Annotated in this window: 21 protein-coding genes and 2 pseudogenes; 20 read left to right on the top strand and 3 right to left on the bottom strand. The window is 38.8% G+C overall.

Annotated features, from left to right (window positions below; all coding sequences use genetic code 11):
- The first annotated feature begins 44 nt into the window (after positions 1 to 44).
- The 5 genes and pseudogenes from murA to BGC07_RS05590 all read left to right on the top strand — a co-directional run bounded on the left by murA (position 45) and on the right by BGC07_RS05590 (position 5,228).
- Positions 45 to 1,314, top strand: a pseudogene (gene murA, locus BGC07_RS05610) (UDP-N-acetylglucosamine 1-carboxyvinyltransferase).
- Between the two features lie 105 nt (positions 1,315 to 1,419).
- Positions 1,420 to 2,073, top strand: coding sequence for a Nif3-like dinuclear metal center hexameric protein (locus BGC07_RS05605; protein ID WP_317135120.1), 654 nt, complete (start codon positions 1,420 to 1,422; stop codon positions 2,071 to 2,073).
- A gap of 71 nt (positions 2,074 to 2,144) precedes the next feature.
- Complete coding sequence (locus BGC07_RS05600) at positions 2,145 to 3,026, top strand: flagellar protein MotY (RefSeq protein WP_069312296.1); 882 nt, start codon at positions 2,145 to 2,147, stop codon at positions 3,024 to 3,026.
- A gap of 49 nt (positions 3,027 to 3,075) precedes the next feature.
- Positions 3,076 to 3,618: a uracil-DNA glycosylase gene (ung, locus tag BGC07_RS05595; protein WP_449421070.1), complete on the top strand. Its 543-nt coding sequence runs from the start codon at positions 3,076 to 3,078 to the stop codon at positions 3,616 to 3,618.
- 566 nt (positions 3,619 to 4,184) lie between these two features.
- Positions 4,185 to 5,228, top strand: a complete 1,044-nt coding sequence (locus tag BGC07_RS05590) for a methyltransferase (protein WP_069312295.1) — start codon at positions 4,185 to 4,187, stop codon at positions 5,226 to 5,228.
- A gap of 98 nt (positions 5,229 to 5,326) precedes the next feature.
- Here BGC07_RS05590 and BGC07_RS05585 read toward each other — a convergent pair whose 3' ends face one another.
- Complete coding sequence (locus BGC07_RS05585; protein ID WP_069312294.1) at positions 5,327 to 5,647, bottom strand: DUF4286 family protein; 321 nt, start codon at positions 5,645 to 5,647, stop codon at positions 5,327 to 5,329.
- Positions 5,648 to 5,843: 196 nt separating this feature from the next.
- Positions 5,844 to 7,214, bottom strand: coding sequence for an adenylosuccinate lyase (gene purB / locus BGC07_RS05580; protein ID WP_069312293.1), 1,371 nt, complete (start codon positions 7,212 to 7,214; stop codon positions 5,844 to 5,846).
- A 92-nt stretch (positions 7,215 to 7,306) separates the two neighbouring features.
- Here purB and BGC07_RS05575 point away from each other — a divergent pair, with 92 nt between their 5' ends.
- From BGC07_RS05575 to acnA, 3 genes are all read left to right on the top strand, one after another.
- A complete protein-coding gene (locus tag BGC07_RS05575) occupies positions 7,307 to 7,714 on the top strand; it encodes a GNAT family N-acetyltransferase (protein WP_069312292.1) in 408 nt (135 codons plus the stop codon).
- Positions 7,715 to 7,902: 188 nt separating this feature from the next.
- On the top strand, positions 7,903 to 8,379 hold the full coding sequence (locus tag BGC07_RS05570; protein ID WP_069312291.1) for an Hsp20 family protein: 477 nt from the start codon (positions 7,903 to 7,905) through the stop codon (positions 8,377 to 8,379).
- A gap of 565 nt (positions 8,380 to 8,944) precedes the next feature.
- Positions 8,945 to 11,626: an aconitate hydratase AcnA gene (gene acnA / locus BGC07_RS05565; RefSeq protein ID WP_069312290.1), complete on the top strand. Its 2,682-nt coding sequence runs from the start codon at positions 8,945 to 8,947 to the stop codon at positions 11,624 to 11,626.
- 329 nt (positions 11,627 to 11,955) lie between these two features.
- On the opposite strand, the gene BGC07_RS05560 is transcribed toward acnA, so the two are convergent.
- The gene (locus tag BGC07_RS05560) at positions 11,956 to 13,023 is read right to left on the bottom strand and encodes a 4-oxalomesaconate tautomerase (RefSeq protein WP_069312289.1); all 1,068 of its coding nucleotides are present in this window, start codon (positions 13,021 to 13,023) and stop codon (positions 11,956 to 11,958) included.
- Between the two features lie 860 nt (positions 13,024 to 13,883).
- Here BGC07_RS05560 and BGC07_RS05555 point away from each other — a divergent pair.
- From BGC07_RS05555 to BGC07_RS05515, 12 genes and pseudogenes are all read left to right on the top strand, one after another.
- Positions 13,884 to 14,726, top strand: a complete 843-nt coding sequence (locus BGC07_RS05555) for a DotH/IcmK family type IV secretion protein (RefSeq protein ID WP_069312288.1) — start codon at positions 13,884 to 13,886, stop codon at positions 14,724 to 14,726.
- A gap of 60 nt (positions 14,727 to 14,786) precedes the next feature.
- Positions 14,787 to 15,917, top strand: a complete 1,131-nt coding sequence (locus BGC07_RS05550) for a TrbI/VirB10 family protein (RefSeq protein WP_077216779.1) — start codon at positions 14,787 to 14,789, stop codon at positions 15,915 to 15,917.
- Between the two features lie 5 nt (positions 15,918 to 15,922).
- Positions 15,923 to 16,831 (top strand): hypothetical protein, encoded by a 909-nt coding sequence (locus tag BGC07_RS05545; RefSeq protein WP_069312286.1) that lies wholly within the window; start codon positions 15,923 to 15,925, stop codon positions 16,829 to 16,831.
- A 25-nt stretch (positions 16,832 to 16,856) separates the two neighbouring features.
- Positions 16,857 to 17,750: a hypothetical protein gene (locus BGC07_RS05540; protein WP_235602961.1), complete on the top strand. Its 894-nt coding sequence runs from the start codon at positions 16,857 to 16,859 to the stop codon at positions 17,748 to 17,750.
- A 13-nt stretch (positions 17,751 to 17,763) separates the two neighbouring features.
- On the top strand, positions 17,764 to 17,898 hold the full coding sequence (locus BGC07_RS23105) for a hypothetical protein (RefSeq protein ID WP_268801618.1): 135 nt from the start codon (positions 17,764 to 17,766) through the stop codon (positions 17,896 to 17,898).
- Between the two features lie 24 nt (positions 17,899 to 17,922).
- On the top strand, positions 17,923 to 18,345 hold the full coding sequence (locus BGC07_RS05535; protein WP_069312285.1) for a hypothetical protein: 423 nt from the start codon (positions 17,923 to 17,925) through the stop codon (positions 18,343 to 18,345).
- Between the two features lie 22 nt (positions 18,346 to 18,367).
- Positions 18,368 to 18,871, top strand: a complete 504-nt coding sequence (locus BGC07_RS05530) for a DotD/TraH family lipoprotein (protein ID WP_069312284.1) — start codon at positions 18,368 to 18,370, stop codon at positions 18,869 to 18,871.
- Positions 18,864 to 19,610 (top strand): annotated as a pseudogene (locus BGC07_RS05525) (type IV secretory system conjugative DNA transfer family protein). Before BGC07_RS05530 ends, BGC07_RS05525 begins: the two are co-directional and overlap by 8 nt.
- Positions 19,603 to 20,706, top strand: a complete 1,104-nt coding sequence (locus BGC07_RS05520; protein WP_069312283.1) for an ATPase, T2SS/T4P/T4SS family — start codon at positions 19,603 to 19,605, stop codon at positions 20,704 to 20,706. Before BGC07_RS05525 ends, BGC07_RS05520 begins: the two are co-directional and overlap by 8 nt.
- Positions 20,707 to 20,967: 261 nt before the next feature.
- Complete coding sequence (locus BGC07_RS21870; RefSeq protein WP_235602960.1) at positions 20,968 to 21,231, top strand: hypothetical protein; 264 nt, start codon at positions 20,968 to 20,970, stop codon at positions 21,229 to 21,231.
- The gene (locus BGC07_RS23620) at positions 21,209 to 21,529 is read left to right on the top strand and encodes an FtsK/SpoIIIE domain-containing protein (protein ID WP_317135119.1); all 321 of its coding nucleotides are present in this window, start codon (positions 21,209 to 21,211) and stop codon (positions 21,527 to 21,529) included. The genes BGC07_RS21870 and BGC07_RS23620 overlap by 23 nt, the downstream gene beginning before the upstream one ends.
- Positions 21,501 to 22,714 (top strand): type IV secretory system conjugative DNA transfer family protein (locus tag BGC07_RS05515; RefSeq protein ID WP_317135118.1); only part of this gene is annotated, 1,214 nt, incomplete at its 3' end. The genes BGC07_RS23620 and BGC07_RS05515, both read left to right, overlap by 29 nt.

Genomic DNA, 22,714 nt, shown 5'->3' with positions numbered 1-22,714 from the left:
GAAAATAAAGGGGGCTTGCCCCCTTTATTTGTTGAGGAGGCATCATGAATCAGCTCGTGATTCAAGGGGGAAGCCCATTAGTCGGTAGCATTCGAGTGTCTGGGGCGAAGAATGCCGTACTTCCCATTTTAGCAGCATCATTATTGAGTAAAGACCCGGTTATTGTTCGTAATATTCCACATTTACGTGATGTTACGACCATGGTCGAATTACTGGGCCAAATGGGTGTGGGAATTACTATCGGCGCGGAGATGCAAATCATCGTTGACCCAGGAGAGATCAAACGCTTTACCGCACCTTATGAGTTAGTTAAAGCGATGCGGGCTTCCGTCTTGGTATTAGGGCCTTTATTGTCACGCTTCCATCAGGCTCAAGTGGCTTTACCTGGAGGCTGTGCAATTGGCGCAAGGCCCATTGATTTACATATCGAGGGCTTAAGGGCAATGGGTGCTGAGATTGAGCTTAATCAAGGTTATATCAGCGCGAGAACCCATGGCAGGTTAAAGGGAGCCCACTTAAATCTCTCAACTGTGACGGTAACCGGGACTGAGAATTTAATGATGGCTGCGGTATTGGCAGAAGGGGTGACACATATTGAAAATGCCGCATGTGAGCCAGAAGTGGAAGATTTAGCCAATTTTTTAAATAGAATGGGGGCTAAAGTTTCAGGGGCTGGGACTAAAGAGATTCAAATTGAAGGTGTACCTTCTTTGCATGGCGGTGATTATTCAGTGCTGCCTGATCGGATAGAAGCCGGGACTTACTTGGTCGCTGCGGCGATTACCGGTGGTTTTGTACGTCTTGAAAATGTCTGTGTTAAAAGCTTGGGCGCTATCTTGTCTAAATTGCAAGAAGCTGGAGCGGTGATTGCATCGGGAGAAGGTTGGGTGAGTTTGGACATGCGCAACTCTGTACTAAAGCCGGTGAATATTAAAACCGCACCCTATCCGGGTTTTCCAACGGATATGCAGGCACAAATGATGGTCTTAAACGCGGTCGCAGAGGGAGTGTCTACGATTACTGAGACTATTTTTGAAAACCGCTTTATGCATGTCCCCGAACTGCAACGTATTGGGGGCTGAGGTCAATATTAATGGTAATACTGCCGTGTGCAAAGGGGGTCGTTCTTTGTATGGGGTGCCGGTTAAAGCGACGGATTTACGTGCTTCTGCAAGTCTAGTGTTGGCGGCATTGGCAGCACAAGGTGAAACGCGTATCGATGAAGTGAATCATATTGATCGTGGTTATGAATGTATTGAAGAAAAACTATTAAATTTAGGTGCCCGTGTCAGTCGAGTCGCTGAGGAATATTAAGATGGTTGCGTTATTTGAGTTAGTTGAGCATTTAGATGAATTATTAGAGGCGAAGTTGTTTAAAGATTACGCCCCAAATGGCTTGCAAGTTGAAGGTAAAAAGAAGTGAAGCGCCTGGTGACAGGAGTGACAGCGACTCAAGCTTTGATTGATGAAGCGGTGAATAAACAAGCGGATGCAGTATTAGTTCATCATGGTTTTTTCTGGAAGTCAGAATCACCTTGTGTGACAGGTATTAAATATCAGCGTCTAAAGAAGTTGCTAGAGCATGATATTAGCTTAATTGCTTATCATCTGCCTTTAGATGGCCATGAAAAATATGGTAATAATGCTATGCTTGCTGAGCGTTTAGGGCTAGAAATTACCGATACGCTTCCTGTGGATGTAAAGCCTGCGATTGGTAATGTCGGCCATTTAAAAAAACCGATGCAGATCGAAGAGTTTTCTGGTTTATTGCACCAACATTTATTACGAGAGCCGATTGTTGTAGAAGCCGGAAATCACCCAATTAAAACAGTAGCCTGGTGTACGGGTGCCGCAGAAAGCTTTATCGAAGCGGCCGCAAAGGTTAAGGCTGATGCCTATGTTACTGGGGAGATCTCGGAGCCGGTGGTACATTTAGCGCGTGAGCTTGGCGTGCACTTTTTTGCAGCAGGTCATCATGCAACAGAACGCTATGGTGTGCAGGCCGTAGGAAAGCACGTGCAAGATCATTATGGTATCGAGCATGTATACATTGATATAGACAGTCCTGCTTAATATTTTGATTTAGTTGACTCGTTTTGGCACCGTTCTTGCTCTTTATCGTTAGGTTAGGGCAAGGAGGTGTAATGCGATACAGTGGGCTGGTTTCAATACTTTTATCTTTACTGATTGCTGCGCAGGTGCATGGACTTGCTCCAGTCAACTATCAAGCGCCACTGGATAGCGTAAAATGGGAGTTTAGTGAGGAGCTTGGCTTTTGCCGCTTAACGCATGATATTCCAAATTATGGCCAAGCCGTGTTCGAGATGCGCACCGGCCGTTTGCAATCTTTTGTGTTGGACACACAGATTGGTCCCTCACGAAAAGAACCAGTGACTTTAACGACAGGCTCACCAGGCTGGCGTGCCCCTGAGCCTTTACTCTTGAATGACCAGACAAAAATGTCCCAAGGTTATGAGCCTTTTCGTTTTGGCACGATGACGGCAAGAAGGATGTTAAATAGTCTCGCGCAAGGTTATGCGCCAATATTCTCTTATGCGTCCTGGTTAGGGAATGGTCAAAAGGTGACGGTGAAGATTTCACCGGTTAATTTTAGCAAGGCGTATACAAAATATTTAACTTGTGGCAAGAAAATTCTGCCTTTTACTTTTGTTGATATCGAGCACACGGTGATTTATTTTGGCGTAAATGATCGACGTATCTTGAAAGATCAGCGTTATAAGTTAGAGCGTATTAAAGAGTATTTTAAAGTCATGAAGCCAAAGATTCGTCGTATTGTGATTAAAGGTTATGCTGATTATGCAGGTAATTACTTATATAACAAATACCTATCTATAGACAGAGCAAAGGCGTTACGTAAGTTTATCGTCGAAGATATGAAATTTGATACTAAAAAGTTGGTTGTACGTGCCTATGGCGTTGGCCAGGCGGTTGCTAATAACTCAACACGCAGTGGACGTGCATTGAACCGGCGCGCGACTATCGATATTTATCTAGAAGACCCTTAATTTTTTCAAATATTTTGCTTACAATAATAGCCTTAATAAGGGGGCCATTGTGAGCACAGCATTATCACCAAAACTAGAAGCATCGTGGAAAAAAGTTCTTGCTAATGAATTTAAGCAGCCTTACATGCATAAGCTTAAAGAATTTCTGCAAAACGAAAAGCAGTTGGGTAAAACGGTTTACCCGAAAGGTTCACATATTTTTTCAGCATTTAATTTAACGCCTTTTGATCAGGTGAAAGTCGTTATCTTAGGTCAAGATCCTTATCATGGTCCGGGTCAGGCTCATGGTTTGTCGTTCTCAGTCATGCCTGAGGTGCGAGTCCCCCCTTCGTTAAACAATATGTATAAAGAGCTGAATAGCGATGTCGCTTTTCAACACCCCGGCCACGGCTACTTAGAAGGTTGGGCCAAGCAAGGCGTATTATTATTAAATAGCGTGTTAACAGTACGCCATAGTGAAGCTTACTCTCATCGAGGTCAGGGTTGGGAAGAGTTAACCGATGCTGCAATTTCATATTTAAGCCAGTTAAAAGAAGGGATTGCTTTTTTTGTGTTGGGGCAGTGTGGCCAAGTCAAAAGCAAGGTTGATTGATGCAAATAAACACCATATTTTAAGCGCTCCGCACCCATCGCCTTTATCGGCTCACCGTGGTTTTCTAGGCTGTCGGCACTTCTCAAAAACGAATCAACTATTAGCAATGCAAGGTAAAGAACCTATTTGTTGGCAGTTATAGTTTTTAGTTGATGGATGTATTCGATACTATATCTAACATGTGGTTTTAGGCTGGCAAACTATATGAGTCCACAGTGAATTAATGCGGCATTCACTAAACTAGCCTACTCTAACCATAACTGCATAAGAGGGGGTGGTTAGAATGGAGAATATGAATCCAGCAGTGCAAAGGCAGAGAAGAAACCTTCTATTTTTAGCTATATATGCACAATGGTAGGATCAACAACCTTGTTGTTAAAGATAGCGCAATAGCTATCGTTATACCTATTCAAATGCATACACTGGATTATGAAGAGAAATTTTCAAATTTGGGCTTAAGCGAGTTGGTAGGGGTCAAGCTCAACTAAATTAATGCTATAGTAGTGAAGTCGTGTTGTTAACTATTTGTCAATTGGTCGAGATCACCTCGATGTAAGGGTAATAAAGTGAATAAAGAAAATTTTATGGGAAATAACAATCCCAAAGAACAAATGATAGATTTTACTCTGGTCTCTCTTGCCGGCCAACTTGTTGGAGTTGCTGCAAAGTTAGGTATTGCTGATATGCTTAAAGATCAGCCATTAAACATAAATGAGTTAGCTTCTAAAGTAGAGGCTGATACTCAATCGCTATATCGTTTGATGAGGCCGTTAGTTGCGCTTGGAGTCTTCGGAGAGAGTTCAGATCATAAATATGAGTTGACACCAATGAGTCAGTTTCTTCTCTCTGACCACAAAGATAGTTTACGTTATATTTCTATGTTAAATGCTGGGCATATGGGATGGAAACCTCAAGGGGCCTTATTTGATTCTGTCAAAAGCGGCAAAACAGCATTTGATACAATTTTCCAGTCTGGCTTATATACACATTTACATGACAATCCTGATGATGAAGCTCTTTTTGGTAAGGCGATGGACAATCTGACCAATATTGATTTGAATAATATTATTAATAACTTTAACCCCAGCGATGTTAATACATTAGTTGATATTGGTTCAGGGGAAGGTGGCCTGATCGGCGGAATCTTAGAAAAAAATATTAATATTAAAGGTATTCTTGCTGATAGAGAGGAAGTTTTAGCAGTAGCAAAAGAAAAACTAACCAATCGAGGTTTAAGTGAACGCTGCCAATTTATACCTACCGATTTTTTCAAATCCGTACCAAGTGGTGGGGACGTTTATTTAATGCGTAAAGTATTGCATAACTGGGATGATGACAAAGCCGTTAAGATTTTAAGCAATTGTCGACTACAAATGCACAATAAAGCTAAATTGTTAGTGATCGATGTGGTTGTACCAACGGATGATTCTGGCATAAGAGAGAAATTAAGAGACGTTGAAATGATGATTTACTTATCAGGAAAACAACGAACGGAAAAGGATTTTAAAGATTTATTTGATAAAGCAGGTTTTGATATGACTGATATCGTATCAACAACAGGCGCTTTATCTAGCATAATAGAAGGGCGTCCTCGAGTGACTCATTCCTGATAATACCTCGTTGATGCCACACCCTTCATCATACAGAAGAAAGCTAGGCTCCGTACTATCATATGCGGGTAGTACGGTGAGACATACCGCTTTTTATTTTAGTGATTAACCACTTCTGTTGATACTTCAAAAACACGATAATTGCTGCTGATTCCCTCGGGAAAGTCGATAGGGTTATCGTGTTGAACTTTACTTGCATGGTGAGTGAAAAAATAGTCCAGTGTCTTCATGGAGTCGATTTTATAAACAATAGTGCAGCGGTGCTCGTAATAATCAGCCTCTGACGATAATTCATGGAGGAGTTGCGCTGAATAAAAGCCTGGCAAAGAGAGTAGTTCTTTGATATGGCTATGAAGCCAATGGATATAGCGGTCATAGATAACGGGTTGGATGACTAGATTCGTTTCATAAATAACCATAATGCTTCCTTTGTGCGATGGACTATGAACGCTGAAAATTATTGTAAAAGATAATTTTATTAAAAGTAAAGGGCTATTTTAATATGAGCTGAGTGGTATTGAAATATAGTCAAAGTAGTTATTAATAAAAAAGGGGCTTAAAAAGCCCTTGATATTATTTTAAAACTAAAGTTTTAATTTTAGTTTTTATTTGATGCTAGCCTAACAGGCTTGTTTGCTGAATTGCTGAACCGATGTAGTTTGCCGGAGTGAGTTTTTTAAGTTCTGTTTTAACTGTTTCGGGCAAATCGAGCTGATTAATAAACTGATGCATATCCTCTAAGGTAATACGACGACCGCGAGTGAGTTCTTTAAGTTGCTCGTAGGGGTTGGCAATGCCATAGCGGCGCATGACGGTTTGCACAGCTTCACCTAAAACTTCAACGTTGCTGCTTAAGTCAGCAAGCAAAGTCTCTTCATTGATCTCAAGCTTGCTCAAGCCCTTTAGGGTGGCTTGATAACTGATTAAGCTGTGAGCGAAACCGACGCCGATATTACGCAGAACGGTGGAGTCAGTCAGATCACGCTGCCAGCGAGAGATAGGCAGTTTATGAGCAAAGTGCTCGAGTAGTGCATTGGCAATGCCTAAGTTACCCTCTGAATTTTCAAAATCAATGGGGTTGACTTTATGAGGCATGGTTGAAGAGCCGACTTCACCAGCGACGGTTTTTTGTTTGAAGTAATTGAGGGCGATATAACCCCAGACATCACGGTCAAAATCAACCAAAACCGTATTAAAGCGGCTCACCGCGTGAAATAGCTCGGCGATATAGTCATGTGGCTCGATTTGGGTGGTATAGGGGTTTTGTTCAAGGCCAAGAGAGGCGATAAAGCTTTTGGCGAAGTTCGCCCAATCGAAATTTGGATAAGCTGCAAGGTGTGCATTGTAGTTACCCACAGCACCATTAATTTTGCCCAGTAGCTTAACAGATTTTGCTTGATCAAGCTGGCGTGATAGGCGATAGGCTGAGTTAGCCAGTTCTTTACCCATGGTGCTCGGTGATGCAGGTTGGCCGTGTGTGCGTGATAATAGTGGGATACGCTGGAACTCTTTTGCTAACCCTTTGATCTTATTTATGACTTCTTCCATATGCGGAAAAATAGATTGCTCGCAAGCGGCTTTGAGCATGAGCGCATAAGATAAGTTATTGATATCTTCTGAGGTGCAGGCAAAGTGCGTCCACTCGACGAGGTGCTCAGTTTCTTTATCGGCTTTGAGGCGATCTTTAATATAATATTCAACGGCTTTAACATCATGATTGGTCGTGCTTTCAATCTCTTTGACCTTATCAGCAGCACTAATATCAAAGTCTTCGATGATGCGATTGAGCAAAGTAGTCGCCGTGGCACTTAGCGGCTTGATTTCAGTAATCTCAGGCTGGTTGGCTAAGGCTTCTAACCAACGTACTTCAACGACAGTACGGTAGTAGATGAGGCCGTATTCACTAAATATGTGACGTAAAGGTTCAACTTTGCTGGCGTAGCGGCCATCAACGGGGGAAATTGCAGTTAATGTAGATAGTTGCATCGCATCCTCTCAAAGGCGTTTGTACTCGCTAATAACGGGCTTATACTACTTTGGTCTTTATTGTTTTGCAAAGTCTGAGGGAGGAAATATCAGTGGATGAGTACGAATTATATCAAACTGTGCCTCATGTTGGTGAATATAGAGAATTGAGGCGTGTAGCCGATCTATCAGAAAAATCACTAGAAGCGGCTGAAATTGGCTTAAAGAACTCACTGTATGGAGTGTCTATTCGCGATTATCAAGGGTTATTAATTGCTATGGGGCGTTTGATTGGTGATGGTGGTTGCTTTATTCAAGTGACAGATATTGCTGTTCGCCCTGAGCATCAGGGGCATGGTTTAGGTCGACGAGTGATGGAAGCTTTGATGGCTTATATTGACCAGTCTATTCCCAAGACGGCTTTTATTGGTTTATTTGCAGATGTACCTGAATTGTATATAAAGTTTGGTTTTCAGAAAGCTAAAGAGAGTGTTCCAGGAATGTACTATTACAACTTATAGTGCTTAACCTATCTTTATTAGTTTTAATAATCATTATTTTTGATGTCTGTTGGTAAAATGAAAAAAATGAAAATAATTTGAATAAAGGGGTTGAATTAAGTTTTATTGTCCTTACTTAATTATTGTGGAGGCCAGAATGGGTCCACAGAATATAAACACTTTTACTTGCTTTATGAGGAGTAACTATTATGAGTAACTTTAATTTATCACCATTATTTCGTACTTCTGTTGGTTTTGATCGCATCCTAAATATGATGGACGATTTAACAGAGCGTCAACCTGCGAGCTACCCACCTTATAATATCGAGATGCTTGCTGAAAATAACTATCAGATCACGATGGCGATTGCAGGGTTTGCTGAGGAAAATATTGATATTCAGCAAGAGCAAAACAGCTTGATTGTCACTGGAAAAATTGCGGATGCAAAAGTGACTAAAGAACGCAAATTTTTGCATAAGGGCATTGCTGAACGTGCATTTAAACAAGAGTTCCAGTTGGAAGATCATGTTAAAGTCACAGGTGCCGCATTAGAAAATGGTTTATTGCACATCAGTTTGGTGCGTGAGATCCCAGAAGCCATGAAGCCTCGAAAAATTACAATTTCTTCGGCAGGCATTGATAATAAAGCTGTGGAGCAAAAAAGCAGCATAATCAGTAGTATCTGAATTAGCAACTAAAATCAAACAAACTTAAGCCAGCGTGATGCTGGCTTTTTTTCGTATATACAACTACAACTCTTAAGTGAATGTGGGTCGTTATAGCAGCTCTGCATCAATGAAAAGGCAAAGGCTAAGCGAGGCTTTTCAGAGTTTGTTAAAAATAACGTGACAGCGCTTGTTAATTTAGATTGAGCCTTATTGTTTTTGGGGGGAAGGTCGGTGGAATCATAAAAAATAGCATCTGATCTCCAGTATAGCCAATGTAGTAGGTTCAATAAATCATGATTTTCATAAAAAATTTTGGTGTCGAGCGAGTTAAATTCTTGTGGTTTTGGGGTTGTCTGTGCTAGATTGGCGAGAGTTCCTACCTGGCTGTGTAGTTTGCCTCAAAAGCTAAAATATCAACTACACTTTCCCCCTAGAGATATGTTTCTGAGTTATTGGCCCACGGCTGCATGCTTGTAAGGGTTTCTAACATGCATGTAAGCGTAAGTGCTTGGTGTTCCACACGAAGAAGCGTACAATGTGCAACACTAATTATAACAACTCTATCCGTGAGGAGGAGACTTTTATGACTGCCGTAGGAAAAGATGCTCTAAACACCCGTAATACCTTGAAGGTTAAGGGCAAAGAGTATGACTACTATAGTATTAAGGCTGCTGAAGGCGCCGGGCTTGGGGATGTTTCTCGTTTACCTTTCTCGCTGAAGGTGTTGCTGGAAAATTTATTACGTTTTGAAGATAATGGCACAACGGTATCTGTTGATGATATTAAAGCATTAGGTCAATGGCAAGAAAAGCGTAAATCATCGCGTGAAATTCAATATCGTCCTGCCCGTGTATTGATGCAAGATTTCACAGGCGTGCCTGCTGTTGTTGATTTAGCAGCAATGCGTGATGCTGTGGCAAAAGCAGGCGCTAACCCAACTGCAATTAACCCATTATCGCCCGTTGATTTGGTGATTGACCACTCGGTGATGGTCGATGAGTATGCTAGCTCAAGAGCATTCAAAGATAATGTTGATATTGAAATGAAGCGTAACCGTGAGCGTTACGAGTTCTTGCGTTGGGGCCAAAAAGCCTTTGAAAACTTCCGTGTTGTGCCTCCTGGAACCGGTATTTGTCACCAGGTGAACCTTGAGTATTTGGCAAAAACGGTGTGGACTTCTGAGAATGATGGCCGCCAGATTGCATATCCTGACACACTTGTTGGTACTGATAGCCATACAACCATGATCAATGGCCTAGGTGTTCTAGGTTGGGGTGTTGGTGGTATTGAAGCGGAAGCGGCAATGCTCGGTCAACCGATCTCTATGTTAATCCCAGAAGTGGTTGGCTTTAAGCTGACTGGCAAGCTAAAAGAAGGTATTACAGCCACTGATTTAGTCTTAACTGTGGTTGAGATGCTGCGCCAGCAAGGCGTGGTCGGTAAGTTTGTCGAATTTTATGGCCCAGGCTTAAATGATCTACCACTGGCCGATCGTGCAACGATTGCTAATATGGCACCTGAGTATGGTGCAACCTGTGGTTTCTTCCCTGTTGATAAAGAGACGATTAATTATCTAGAATTATCAGGCCGTGAAGAAGAAACCATTGCTCTTGTTGAAGAGTATGCGAAAGCCCAGGGCATGTGGCGTGATGAAAATACTGCTGACCCAGTATTTACTGCGACATTAGAGCTAGATTTAGGCTCTGTTGTACCGAGTTTAGCGGGTCCTAAACGTCCGCAAGATCGTGTAGAACTGCCTAAATTACCATCTGCAATTGATCAACTAATTGCTGACCAGGGTAAAAGCGGTGAGATTGATAAAGCCGTTTCTGTAAATGGTGATTATGAGCTGTCTCACGGTGATGTGGTTATTGCGGCGATTACTTCGTGCACAAATACCTCTAACCCGAGTGTCTTAATGGCAGCGGGTTTAGTTGCTAAAAAAGCGGTTGAAAAAGGCTTAGTGCGTCAACCTTGGGTGAAATCGTCACTAGCGCCTGGCTCTAAAGTGGTTACTGAATATTTAGAAAGTGCAGGTTTACAGACCTATTTAGACCAACTTGGCTTTAATTTGGTCGGCTATGGTTGTACGACCTGTATCGGTAATTCAGGTCCACTATTACCAGAGATTGAAAAAGCAATCGCAGATAATGATTTGACGGTGTCTGCAGTATTATCTGGTAACCGTAACTTCGAAGGTCGTGTCCATCCGTTTGTTAAGGCAAACTGGTTGGCTTCACCTCCATTGGTTGTCGCTTATGCCTTGGCTGGGTCTACACGTAAGAACTTAGAAGTAGAGCCTATTGGCCAAGATAAAGATGGCAATGATGTTTATCTTCGTGATATTTGGCCAAGTAACAGCGAAGTCGCTGCAGCCGTGGCTAAAGTCAGCCGTGCGATGTTCCAAAAAGAATATGCAGAAGTCTTTGCTGGTGATGCGAGTTGGCAGAACATTCCAGTGGCAGAAGGCCAAACCTATGAGTGGAATTCACAGTCGACTTATGTGCAAAACCCACCGTTTTTCGAAGGTTTGGATAAGCCTGTGGCTGCTGTGGAAGACATTAAAGGCGCACGTCCATTGGCGATCTTGGGTGACTCGGTCACCACTGACCATATCTCACCTGCGGGTGTGATTAAAGCTGATAGCCCTGCCGGTGCTTACCTCAAATCACATGGTGTAGAGAATAAAGACTTTAACTCTTATGGGTCACGTCGTGGTAATCATGAGGTGATGATGCGCGGCACCTTTGCGAATATCCGTATTCGTAACGAGATGGTCCCAGGGGTTGAAGGGGGTTATACGCGCCATATCTCTGGTGAGCAAATGTCGATTTATGACGCTGCGATGAGATACCAAGATGAAGGCACACCACTTGTCGTCGTCGGCGGTAAAGAGTATGGTACAGGCTCTTCACGTGACTGGGCGGCAAAAGGCACGCGTTTGTTGGGTGTTAAAGCGGTGATCACTGAAAGCTTTGAGCGTATTCACCGTTCTAATTTGATTGGTATGGGTGTACTGCCATTGCAATTTAAAAATGGCCAGAGCCGCACTAGCTTGAAATTAGATGGTACTGAAACTTTTGATATCACTGGTTTGAGTTCTTTGCGAGCAGGCCAAGATGTTAGTGCAGTGATTCATCGTCAAGATGGTTCGAGTGAAAATATTACACTATTGTGCCGTATTGATACGGCCAACGAAGTTGAGTATTACCGTACCGGTGGTATTTTGCACTACGTATTGCGTAATATGATGAAAGGTGCTTAATCGTTATTAATCGATTAATATTCTTTCTTAGTTAATAAAAAGCCAGGTAAAGCTGGCTTTTTTGTTTTTATAGCATGGATTAGCTTATGATTTTATTTAGAGACTTTTGACTTATTGGTATAAAATTTTACACTTTATTTAATTTATTGATTAAATAATATTTAAAGAATATGGTTTTTCGTATGGTTAAAATTATTGTTTATCTTAAATAAAGTTCATAAAAACGTTAATTTATTTAGATTTTTACTTAAAGGTTAAGTTGCTATTTACTAACAGTCACAATTATGCAAATCTGTATTTATTTTTTGAGGTTAAGGCATTATGACTTGTTAAATAATCACCTCACCAGAAAATAATGGCCTCGCTGTTCTGATAAAAGACACTTTTGGAATATCTATAGTGTCTCCAGTAATTTCTTTATGAATCACAGCATCTATCTTTCCTGCTGGATGTTCGACGATAATACCATGTGATTTTTTTTGAGAGAGAATATTGTGCGCGACTTTGCTTGCAACTGAGCCGGGAATAAGGCAAGCTGTTGCAATGCAAATAGCGCCGGTTACGGCATGGCTGGGGTGGCAATCTTTAGGGGTAAAATAGCGCGAAGTCACATTGCCATTAAAGCGTGGTTCTGCAAGCAGAGCCATTTTTGGGATAACAGATTGACTAACATCGCCCATGCCCATGAGTATTGCGGCTTTTTGGCGGATGCTTTCCATTTTTGCGATAAGGTCTTTATCCTGATCAAGTTCTTGTTTACTTTCATAGCCTGATTTGCCCAGTGATTTTGCCAGCATCATGACAACAGGGACAGAGACATCGATACAAGAAACTTCGATATCATCGATTAGGTCTATGGGGTGTCCTGTGGACAGTAATTGACCGGTTTTCGCGCCAACAGAATCGAGAAAACTAAGTTCTATCGGTGCACTTTGTCCGGGCACGCCATCAATCGTGGTTTCTCCATCAAAACTGACTTCACCTTTTGGCGTCTGGATCTTTGCTTCGACGATAACACCGGTATTTTGATTATAGATACGGACAGTGGTTTCTTGATCTTGAGCTTTCACCAGCCCTTTGATTATTGCAAATGGGCCAACGCCTGAAAGCATATTGCCACAGTTTAAACTGGAGTCGACACGAGCTTCATTGACGATAACCTGGCAAAACAAGTAGTCAACATCGACTCCTGGTCGGGTGGATGGGCTGATAATGGCAACTTTACTGGAAATACTGCTGCCGCCACCAATACCATCAATTTGAGATTGATGAGGGGAGCCCATAATCTTTAATAACGCTTGGTCTCGTTCTTTAGGGGCGCTAGGTACGTCAGAAGCTAATAGAAAAGGGCCTTTTGAAGTGCCACTGCGCATTAAAATACAGGGAATTCTTTTCATAATATTTCCTTAATGTTGAATTAATTTAATATTAATTAAAGCCTTGGGCTTTTTTGAATCTTGCTTTTACCCTATCATGTAATAATTTTAATGAATTGTTGAAAGCTTGAAGATAACATCATTACAACCTTAGGTAATTAACCATGCCATATTGATATTTTAATTATTAATTTGTTTTATTTTTAAATAAGTAGATTTGTTTTGTTTTTTTATGTTTATTGTTTAATTTATTGTAAATAATGTTTTTATCTCTTTGATTAAATTCATTTTAATTTTTAATTTTATTATGAGTGATTTATATTGATGCTGTATAGTCATACTTGAATTAATCAGTAGTGCACTGTTATTTAATAAAAATATAGCTAGATCATAGTGTTGGGGGGCATTAATGATTCTTAGTTGGTATAAATTATATGGCTGTGGGTCTAGAGAAAACAGCCTTCAACTAGGTGAACTAGATGAGAAAATAACGATAACTTATTGATTTGGGCGATATTTGAATTTATAGAGATAATTTACACTATTATAAAATTTATGTAAGTTCTTGAATGGTAAGTGATTAAAAGCTGTTTAGAGTTATAAAATAACTTAAAACCAACGGATTGGAGCCGATAATTGAAAAAGATTCTTTGATAGTTCAGTTAAGGCATTGTATTAATAACAGGTCCTACAGAATATTAATGTTTTCTTAAAACATGAAAAAAATAAGAATATTTCCATATTGTGTAAATAAATAAAATTATATTGATCGACAATTGATCAGGTGTTAGTTTTTGAGCATAAGTTTTGTTTTGGTAGTCAATTTTGTGATGAATCTGAGTTTTTAATTAAGCTTTGATGGATAGTTTTGTAGTAGGCTTATGAAAAAGTATAGATTAGTTAAATTACTTTTTATTATTATATCTTTTGCTGCGCTTGAGTATTCATATGGTTCATTAAGTAATGATTCATTTAGCTCTGTGTTAAATAATAATTTCCCTTTAACAACAGATCAAATTCAAAAATATAAAGAAAAGTATAATGATCAGAAAAAGGCTGAATCTTCTCCTGTTGGGGAAGCTCCCAGTCAAAGCTCATCATCAATTATTTCTGTAGAGCTTCACCCTGGTGGCGTTGAACCTATTGTGCGCACATCAAAAGGCATGATTACTTCTATTGTTATGACAGATCGGCTTGGAAAAGTTTGGCCAATCACTTCCTATAGTTTAGGGGATCCAGCGAGTTTTAATATTCAGTGGAATAAAACCAGTGGAGTGCTTATGGTGCAAGGACTCAAAGATTATGGTCAGGCTAATATTGGTATCATGTTAAAAGGGTTAGATATACCTGTCATGCTTTCTTTGGTTCTAGGCCAAAAAAAATGGGATTATTTAGACTATATTCGTGTACAAGGTTATCAATCATCTGCAGAAGCACTTGCAGGGGTAACACCACATGCTCCCGACAGTTTGATTCAAATATTGAATGGTGTGCCACCACAAGGGGCTAAAGAGCTGAAGGTCGAAGGCACCTCTGCACAAGTTTGGTCCTATCAAGGTAAATATTTATTATTGACCACAGGGACTTTAATCTCCCCGCAATGGCAAGCAAAGCAAAGTAGTACTGGCCCTACAGAACTAAATGCTTATCAATTATCAGCAACACCATCGTTATTAATTTCTATGAACGGTGTGCTTAAACAAGCGACTATTTTGGGTAATTGATTATGAAAATTTTTTAAAAAAACTAAAAGCTTTTTATCTGCACACCCCAAATTACGAGTGATGATAATTTTTATTATTATTCTAGTTGTTCTTGTCGTGCTTATAAATAATATAACCGAGCCAAAAGCAACAGATCAAAATGAAAGCTCTTATGTTGCTGATCCAAATGCAAGAATGAACAGCAAAACAACAAATTATACAAATAACGTTTATGATAAAATGAACACTATCAATGAAAAAAATAAAATAAGACAAGCTGTAAATCAAGGTAAAACAGTTGCTGAAAAATCTACACAAGAAATTAACCTTCAGGCTTATCAAGAGTCTAAGTTAAGTACGCAAGATCAGCGTATTGCAGAAATAACAGGGTCAGCAACATATAAGAAGCTTGCTCAAAGAAACAATATACAAAAGAATCATGTCGCCCTTAACGAGAATAAACAGCAGAGCAATCAACAATATTCCTTACAAGTTTCACAAAAAGCTCAACAAATGCAAAGTCAAATTCAAGGCATGGTCAGTGATTGGGATAAGGTTTCTTTGCAAGCAAATGTTGTTGGCAAAATTCCTTCTATAACTAAATTATCAAATAGCCAAGTTGATGGGAAGAATGGAGCTGGTGGGAGCGTTATAGAAAAAGCAGGTGCTATTTTATTTGCCGTCTTAGATACACAGCTAAATAGTGATCAACCAGGTACTCCTGTGATGGCAACAATTGTTCAAGGAAAGTTTAAAAATGCTAAATTATTAGGCAGTTTTAAGCGCGAAGATGAAAAGCTTGTGGTCAGTTTCGATCATATGTCTTTACCTGCGCTGGATCATAGTATTTCGATTAAAGCGTATGCTATTAATGCAACAACTGCACAAAATGCACTAGCCTCTGATGTTGATAATCACTATTTGCTCCGTTATGGAGGGTTATTTGCCTCAGCTTTTTTACAGGGATTTGGGCAATATTTTTCTGATACGTCCAATAGTCTATGTGATGGATCAACAACATGTATTGTAACGGGTGACCAATCATCCTCGGCAACAGAGCAAACTTCTCAAAAGGCCGTTTATTCTGGGCTTGGGCAAGTTGGAGCAACACTCGGTGAAAAAGCGGCATCCGAATTTAATCGTCCACCAACGGTGACATTGAATCAGGGTGTTGGTATGGGAATTTTGTTTATGTCTGATGTGAAGGTGTAGAAATTATGAGTAACTCAGAAGAGAATTATAACTTCGATGATGATTTTGATGTAAGCAGCAGTAAAAATAAGCTTGAAACCGAGAATAGTTCGACGGTACAACGTAATAGTGAAAGCACGAAAAGTAAGCACTCGGTGTTATTATGGGAAAATATAAAGCCAATGCTTCATTACTATATTATTGCATTAATCGCTTTTGTTATTGCTGGTGTTATGATGCATAGTGCTTATCGCAAACTGTATCCTGAGAAAAAAAGCACACCTGCTCAATCTAAAAGTTTGAATTTTTCTAAAGCAGGTAGTCAAAGTAAATCCAATCATCAGGAGAATTTAATAACTCAAGAGAATGGCAAACGCCAGATTAATAATGAGTCAGTTAACAGTCGGACAGTGACTAGTAATAGCCAACAGAATAAAAGTGAATTTAAAAATAATCATGCTTTTACCTCTGCTGATTATAAGGAGATTAATTCAAAGTTAGAGTCCCTTGAGTCAAAAGTTGATCAGTTAAGCCAGGGGGTTAAAAACCTAACTCGCTTAAAAAATAACTCTGATAGTAGCAATGATAAACTTAAAGAGATGATAGAGAAAATTCAAAATGGTCAAAGTAAAATTAATAAAAATATATCTTTGCTATCTTCTGGTTTAAGTTCAAGTAATAACAAAGTTAATGAGCTGGAAGAAACGGTTAAAAAAGAAAATAGTCAGATTAAATTGATGATTGCAAAACAATATAATCATCGTGAGAAACTAAGCTTAAGGGCTATTATTACAGGTCGTGCATGGCTTGTTAATAATGCGGGGGTCACTCTTACTGTTACTAAAGATAGTGATATTCCAGGCTATGGTCATGTTGTTAATATTGATGACAAAAAAGATGAAGTGGTAATGAGTTCTGGTTTTATCTTTAGTTAGTTTTATTTAATAAGAGAAAGCTAATATGAGTAAAAAATACAAATTATTATCATTAGTTAAAAGACTATCTGTTGCTGTTATGTTTCAGATGATATCTTCTAGATATTGTTATGCATCGACTAATGGTAATGCTTATAGCTTTGTAACAATGTCAAAAAATTGGCAAGAAACGTTAACTCATATTGCTATCTTTGTTCAATTCGCTTCTGCTTTGTCTGGAGTGATGCTAGTGATTATTGGCTTGGTCAAACTAAGACAGAATCAAGCAAACCAAGGGCAGCAACAAAATATGATGGTAGGATCCTCCTATTTAATTATTGGGGGAATGCTTTTAGCCCTTGGTTGTATCGTGGTTGTTTTAAGTAATTCAGTAAACCCTGTTGATGGAGGAATAACTCAAGGGATTAAAAGTATTATGGGTTTTGCACCACCACCATCTACACCAACTAATATTTATGATGGGATCATTATTTATTTCTTAATGCCGTTTCTGCAGCTAATTGACATTATAAGCCCTGTTGTCGGTATTATTACGCTTTGTGTTGGTGTGCATCGACTTCGTTATCATACTAACCCTCAAATGATGTCAATGCATCGTCGGTCACCAATGGCGACAGGGTTTTACTTTTTTGTTGGCTCTGTTTTATTAGCTCCTTTTTATATTATTCAAGCATTAAGTGGATCTTTGTTTGAAACCCCACAGCTTATACAAAGTGTCTGTGGCGTTAGTGAAGAAACTTTTTTATCTTATTTTGGCAATTTGGAAAACCAGTACATTATATCATTTGCTGGTGGTGGAAGCTGTATACCGGTGTCATCTGCAACAAGTACAACTGATAATTTAATAAAGCTAACTTATGCGGTTTTATTTGTTGTTGGCTTTATGTCTTTTTTACGAGGAATTTTTTCTACTAACTAAACTAGGTGAACATATGGGAGGTGCTGAGGCAAGTGTGTCAAAAGTTGTTGCGCATATTCTTGCAGGAATTTGTGCGATGAACGCGAATGTGTTCATTGAGATCGCAAGCTATAGCTATTCGATAATAGCGAGCTTGCCTGTTAATTAAGCTTATTTATTTGAGGAATTAATTATGAAATTAATTAATAAAACATTGATTAAGAGTGCAGTCCTTATACTCATTTCTGTGTTGGCCATTGTCACTTCGGCATATGCAGGCAAGGATACGGGCGCTGCCACAGTAACGGCTTTGTTTAACGGCTGGAAAGCGACGCTGCTAAATGTACTCGTGTTTATTGAGTTTGTTAGTGGCTTTGGTGGAGTCATTCTTATTGTTATGGGGTTATTTCAACTGCGCAGTGGGCATTCAGGACAGGGTGGTGGTCAGCAAGTACAAACGAAGTCTGGTTTTATTTATATGACTCTTGGTGGGTCACTGTTGGTTGTTGGTACGATTGCAGGGGTACTTGGTAACAGTGCTAACGGTGGCGTATCAGCAAGTGTAGAGTCAACTTTAAATGCATATGGTTTTACTAATACTAATCCTAATTCTTAATGCTTAAGTGCTGGAGTAGGTTATGAAGACATCTTTAATTATAATAGGTTTTAGTGTTGTTATTATATTACAAGGCTGCTCTTCACAACCTACTAAGGTTGACCAGCAATTAGTTATTGGTACGCAGCTTGAAAAAAATAAAGAGATCCAACAGGCATTAGCACAGGCAGTTTCACAAACAAGTTCGGCTTTATCTAGTTTATCTCAAATTAGACGTGCCCAGTATCCAAAGCAACAGGTCATGCCATTTACCAATATTCATGATAGAAACCTTAATAAGAAAATATCAATTAATTGGTATGGCCCTATAAATTCAGTGGTTAAAAATATTGCAAATGTAGTCGGGTTTAAGTATCAAGAATTTGGTAAATCGCCTAGCTTGCCTATATTAGTCAATATTAACTATCAATTCACTGCGGCATTAACCGTTTTACAAAATATAGAGTTACAAGCAAATAATAAAGCAGCTATTCAAATACTACCTGATCAAAAAATTATTAGCTTGAGGTATTTAACTAATGATTGATCATACTTTATATACATTGCAGCAGTTAAGTGATTTATCAAGTAAATCAAATTATTATGAACAGCAACAAAGTTTAACAATACGCTTACGTGCGGTAAAAGATGCTGCATTATCACTGGGCGCTCAGGCAGGGTTAGCAAAAGAGTCTAAAATTGTTGATAGTTTTTTGGTTAGTTACAGCAATCAGCTTGATAAAATATTTGATTTTAACCAAATTTTATCAAATGGGGATGTTTTACCTCCTGTGATTATAAACTCAAATAATTCAGTTAATCTTGGGCAAGGCGCACAATCCATTCGAGTGGCAGGGAAAACATACAAGATAATAAGTCAAGTTAAGTTTGTGACTGCACCACCGACTTGGCGTGATTACCTTTATATGGATTACTCAAAGCCTGATTTACCGAATAAGATCTTATTGCCTAAAAATGAGAGTGAGCAAGAGCTTTGGAAAAAAAACTATCACTAAAGGTTGGCAGCAAGGAATTAATCAGGCAGTTGTTATTTATAAATAAACTTAAATAGACTGACAAGAGATTACACAGGGATGGTTTTATATAAGAAATTATTGGCGGAAGGCCTGGTTAGTCCTGTTTATGTAGATAAGCAATATCAAGGAATTACTGGCAATAAAAACCAAGTAGCAATTGATGATCAAACTTGGAAAATTAAAAGTAAACCTAGCTTGCAAGTTAAAACTAAGCTCTGGCAGCCTGTTGTGGGTAGTGAAAATGAATGAATATATGCTAGATATAGAGCCTGCATACTTTACTCCAGCTGAATATGATCGCCTTTTGGTTACTTTACATAATCAAAAGGCTTCAGATATTACAATCCAGTCAGGTGAGAATGCAATAGCAGATATTCAAGGATTACTCTACCGAGTAACAGTCCGAAAATTTACTCAACAAGAAGTGTCTGATTTTATCAATCATATTTATGGTCCTAATGCAACGGCACAAGTGCAAAGTGGCACAGATTTAGATACAAGTTATCAATTGACCGTTGGTGGTGAAATTTTTCGCTACCGAGTTAATATTACCGCGTGTCAATTTCAAAATTATAATGGCTTACAAGTTACTTTAAGAACGATTACTGCGGACCCACCTATGTTAAAAGAAATGGGTCTAACTAATATTTTAAATGAAAGTTTAAAAGTTCCACAAGGAATTGCAGTGATTAGTGGAGCGACCGGATCAGGTAAAAGTACTTTATTAGCTTCTTTAGTTGCGAATTTTTTAGAACAACCTGAAAGCCATTTAAAAGTACTGACCTATGAGTCACCGATTGAATATATTTATGATAATATAATTAAGCCAAGTTCTATTGTCAGTCAAAGTGAAATTCCAAAGCACCTTCCGAGTTTTGCTGCTGGTGTTAGAAATGCACTACGCAGAAAACCTGGGTTAATTCTTGTCGGTGAAGCGAGGGATAAGCCGACACTTGAGGCAGTAATTGAGGCGGCCTTGACAGGGCATCCAGTATATACAACCGTTCACAGCAATGGTGTTATTGATACTTTTAGACGAATGGTTAATCTGTTTACGGCTGAAGAGCGTCAAGCGCGTCTTTATGACTTAATAGAAACGGTTAGAGTTATTATTTGGCAAGCTTTAGTTATTTCAAAAAATGGCAACCGTATTCCTATTCGAGAATACTTGGTAATTACCGATGAAGTTAAAGATAGGCTATATAAGGCAAGTACAGATAATATGACTGTTGTTTTAAAAGAAATTTTAGCTAATTTAGGTAGGCCTTTAATCAATGATATTAAAGAAAAACTTTCTTTAGGGATTATAAATGAACCTTCAGTTAGAAAATACTTATTTAATTAAGGTGAACTAGTATGAGCAAGAATAATTTAGCAAGTCATTGGAGAGATTCTGCTTTTTATCCAAAATTCTATGTATTGGATGCGCGTGTATGTTTCCCTTTTTTATTGTTTTTTTAGCATATGCGATTAACGACTTTGCTTGTCTCATTTGTTGCAGTTATTTTTTGAAGTATTTTAAGGAAATTTAATTTAACATTAAAATCTTTTTTTACTGTTTTAAGAGAAGTTATTGCTGGTAGTAAAAAGAGATAAAAAGGCTGATATGAGAAAAACATTTCGTGGTGTTATTAAAAATCAAGAGCAAGCGCAATCTCATGCCGTGCGTGATTTGCGTGCATTTCATCGACGCCTTGGAGACTTGCTAGCAAGTCGTGAAGGTGCTTGTGTTTGTATTGTGCTTTCTTCTGCTTTAAGTTTTGTTTTTCAATATTTATCCGATATTCTTATTTTTGTGATTTTTGTTATTTTTTGGTTTTCAATGTGGTCATCGTCAACATTACCATTTGAAAAAACCATTGCATTGTAAAGAGCTAGACCCAAATAACCCTAAGCCTGGAAGCAATACGCCTGGAAAATCCGAAGGGATTTATCATTTTGGTAATGAGATAAATAGTAATAGTGAACTTTGGTTTAATAATTCGGATATGCGTACTCACTGCTTAATTTTTGGCTCAACAGGAAGCGGTAAAACTGAAACGTTACTATCAATTTCATATAATGCTTTGGTACAAGGTAGTGGCTTTATTTATGTCGATGGTAAAGGAGATAACTCACATTTTTGCCAAAGTTTTCTCTATGGTTCGCTCTATGGGCAGAGAGGATGATTTATTAGTCATTAATTTTATGACAGGAGCACGAGATATTATCGGCCCGCAAAAAGATATTGTCTCTAATACGATGAATCCTTTTGCTGTAGGCTCTTCAAGTATGTTATCACAATTAGTGACTAGCATGATGAATTCAGGGCAAGGAGGTCAAGGAGGAGATGGCGACATGTGGAAAGGTCGAGCAATTTCTTTCATTGAAGCACTTATGCGTATGTTGGTTTATTTAAGAGACCAAGGAGCTTTATTACTCGATGCGGGAGCAGTGCGAAAATATTTTACAATTGAAGCTTTGGAGGGGTTGTATCATGATAAAAAAATAGTAGATCAATTAGGTAATGAAAGTATTTATGACGGTGATATTCCTTTCGATGTAAAAGATCCTTTATCAAATTATCTGGTGAGTTTGCCTGGTTATAAAATGGACAAAAAAGGTGAGCAGTCAGATAAGGTTTATGAGCAACATGGCTATATTATTATGCAACTTACTCGTATTTTTGGGTCGCTTGCTGATGTTTATGCGCATATTATTAGGACAAACTTAGCTGAAGTTGATTTTAGAGATGTTGTTTTAAATCGCAGAATACTTGTTGTTCTTTTGCCAGCGCTAGAAAAGTCCCCTGATGAATTGTCTAATTTAGGAAAGTTAATTATTGCGTCATTAAAGGCAATGCTAGCTGCAGGTTTAGGGGATAAAGTTGAAGGTGATTATAAAGACGTTATTGAGACTAAGCCGACAAACTCAAATACACCTTATTTATGCATATTAGATGAATATGGCTATTATGCGGTTGAAGGTTTTGCTGTTGTTCCTGCACAGGCTCGTTCATTAGGGTTTTCAGTTGTATTTGCTGGACAAGATTTGCCTGCTTTTCAAAAAGCCTCTAAAGAAGAGGCTGCATCTATTTGTGCAAATACGAATATAAAAATTTGTATGAAATTAGAAGACCCTCAAGAGACCTGGGAGTTTTTCCAAAAAACAGCAGGTGAGGCTTATGTATCTGTAGCAAAAAGCTATAATGTCAACCAAAATTCGACGACGATGAGTTATCAAGATACTATGGAGGCGAATCTTGATAAACGCAATCGAGTTGATTTACTTGATTTAAAAGATCAGCGTGAAGGTGAGGCTCATGTGTTTTTTAAATCAAGTATTATTCGTATGCGATCTTTTTATGCAAACCC

The organism is Piscirickettsia litoralis, assembly GCF_001720395.1.
In the GTDB taxonomy this organism is placed as follows: Bacteria; Pseudomonadota; Gammaproteobacteria; order Piscirickettsiales; family Piscirickettsiaceae; genus Piscirickettsia; species Piscirickettsia litoralis.
The sequence above is the reverse complement of the archived record's forward strand: the minus strand, read 5'-3'. Positions and strand labels throughout refer to the sequence as shown.

Bases quoted from the DNA above. Each gene is read 5' to 3' on its own strand.
- BGC07_RS05600 (WP_069312296.1), top strand. From the start codon at position 2,145: ATGCGATACAGTGGGCTGGTTTCAATACTTTTATCTTTACTGATTGCT.
- BGC07_RS05585 (WP_069312294.1), bottom strand. From the start codon at position 5,647: ATGGTTATTTATGAAACGAATCTAGTCATCCAACCCGTTATCTATGAC.
- purB (WP_069312293.1), bottom strand. From the start codon at position 7,214: ATGCAACTATCTACATTAACTGCAATTTCCCCCGTTGATGGCCGCTAC.
- BGC07_RS05570 (WP_069312291.1), top strand. From the start codon at position 7,903: ATGAGTAACTTTAATTTATCACCATTATTTCGTACTTCTGTTGGTTTT.
- acnA (WP_069312290.1), top strand. From the start codon at position 8,945: ATGACTGCCGTAGGAAAAGATGCTCTAAACACCCGTAATACCTTGAAG.
- BGC07_RS05560 (WP_069312289.1), bottom strand. From the start codon at position 13,023: ATGAAAAGAATTCCCTGTATTTTAATGCGCAGTGGCACTTCAAAAGGC.
- BGC07_RS05555 (WP_069312288.1), top strand. From the start codon at position 13,884: ATGAAAAAGTATAGATTAGTTAAATTACTTTTTATTATTATATCTTTT.
- BGC07_RS05550 (WP_077216779.1), top strand. From the start codon at position 14,787: ATGATAATTTTTATTATTATTCTAGTTGTTCTTGTCGTGCTTATAAAT.
- BGC07_RS05545 (WP_069312286.1), top strand. From the start codon at position 15,923: ATGAGTAACTCAGAAGAGAATTATAACTTCGATGATGATTTTGATGTA.
- BGC07_RS05540 (WP_235602961.1), top strand. From the start codon at position 16,857: ATGAGTAAAAAATACAAATTATTATCATTAGTTAAAAGACTATCTGTT.
- BGC07_RS23105 (WP_268801618.1), top strand. From the start codon at position 17,764: ATGGGAGGTGCTGAGGCAAGTGTGTCAAAAGTTGTTGCGCATATTCTT.
- BGC07_RS05535 (WP_069312285.1), top strand. From the start codon at position 17,923: ATGAAATTAATTAATAAAACATTGATTAAGAGTGCAGTCCTTATACTC.
- BGC07_RS05530 (WP_069312284.1), top strand. From the start codon at position 18,368: ATGAAGACATCTTTAATTATAATAGGTTTTAGTGTTGTTATTATATTA.
- BGC07_RS05520 (WP_069312283.1), top strand. From the start codon at position 19,603: ATGAATGAATATATGCTAGATATAGAGCCTGCATACTTTACTCCAGCT.
- BGC07_RS21870 (WP_235602960.1), top strand. From the start codon at position 20,968: ATGAGAAAAACATTTCGTGGTGTTATTAAAAATCAAGAGCAAGCGCAA.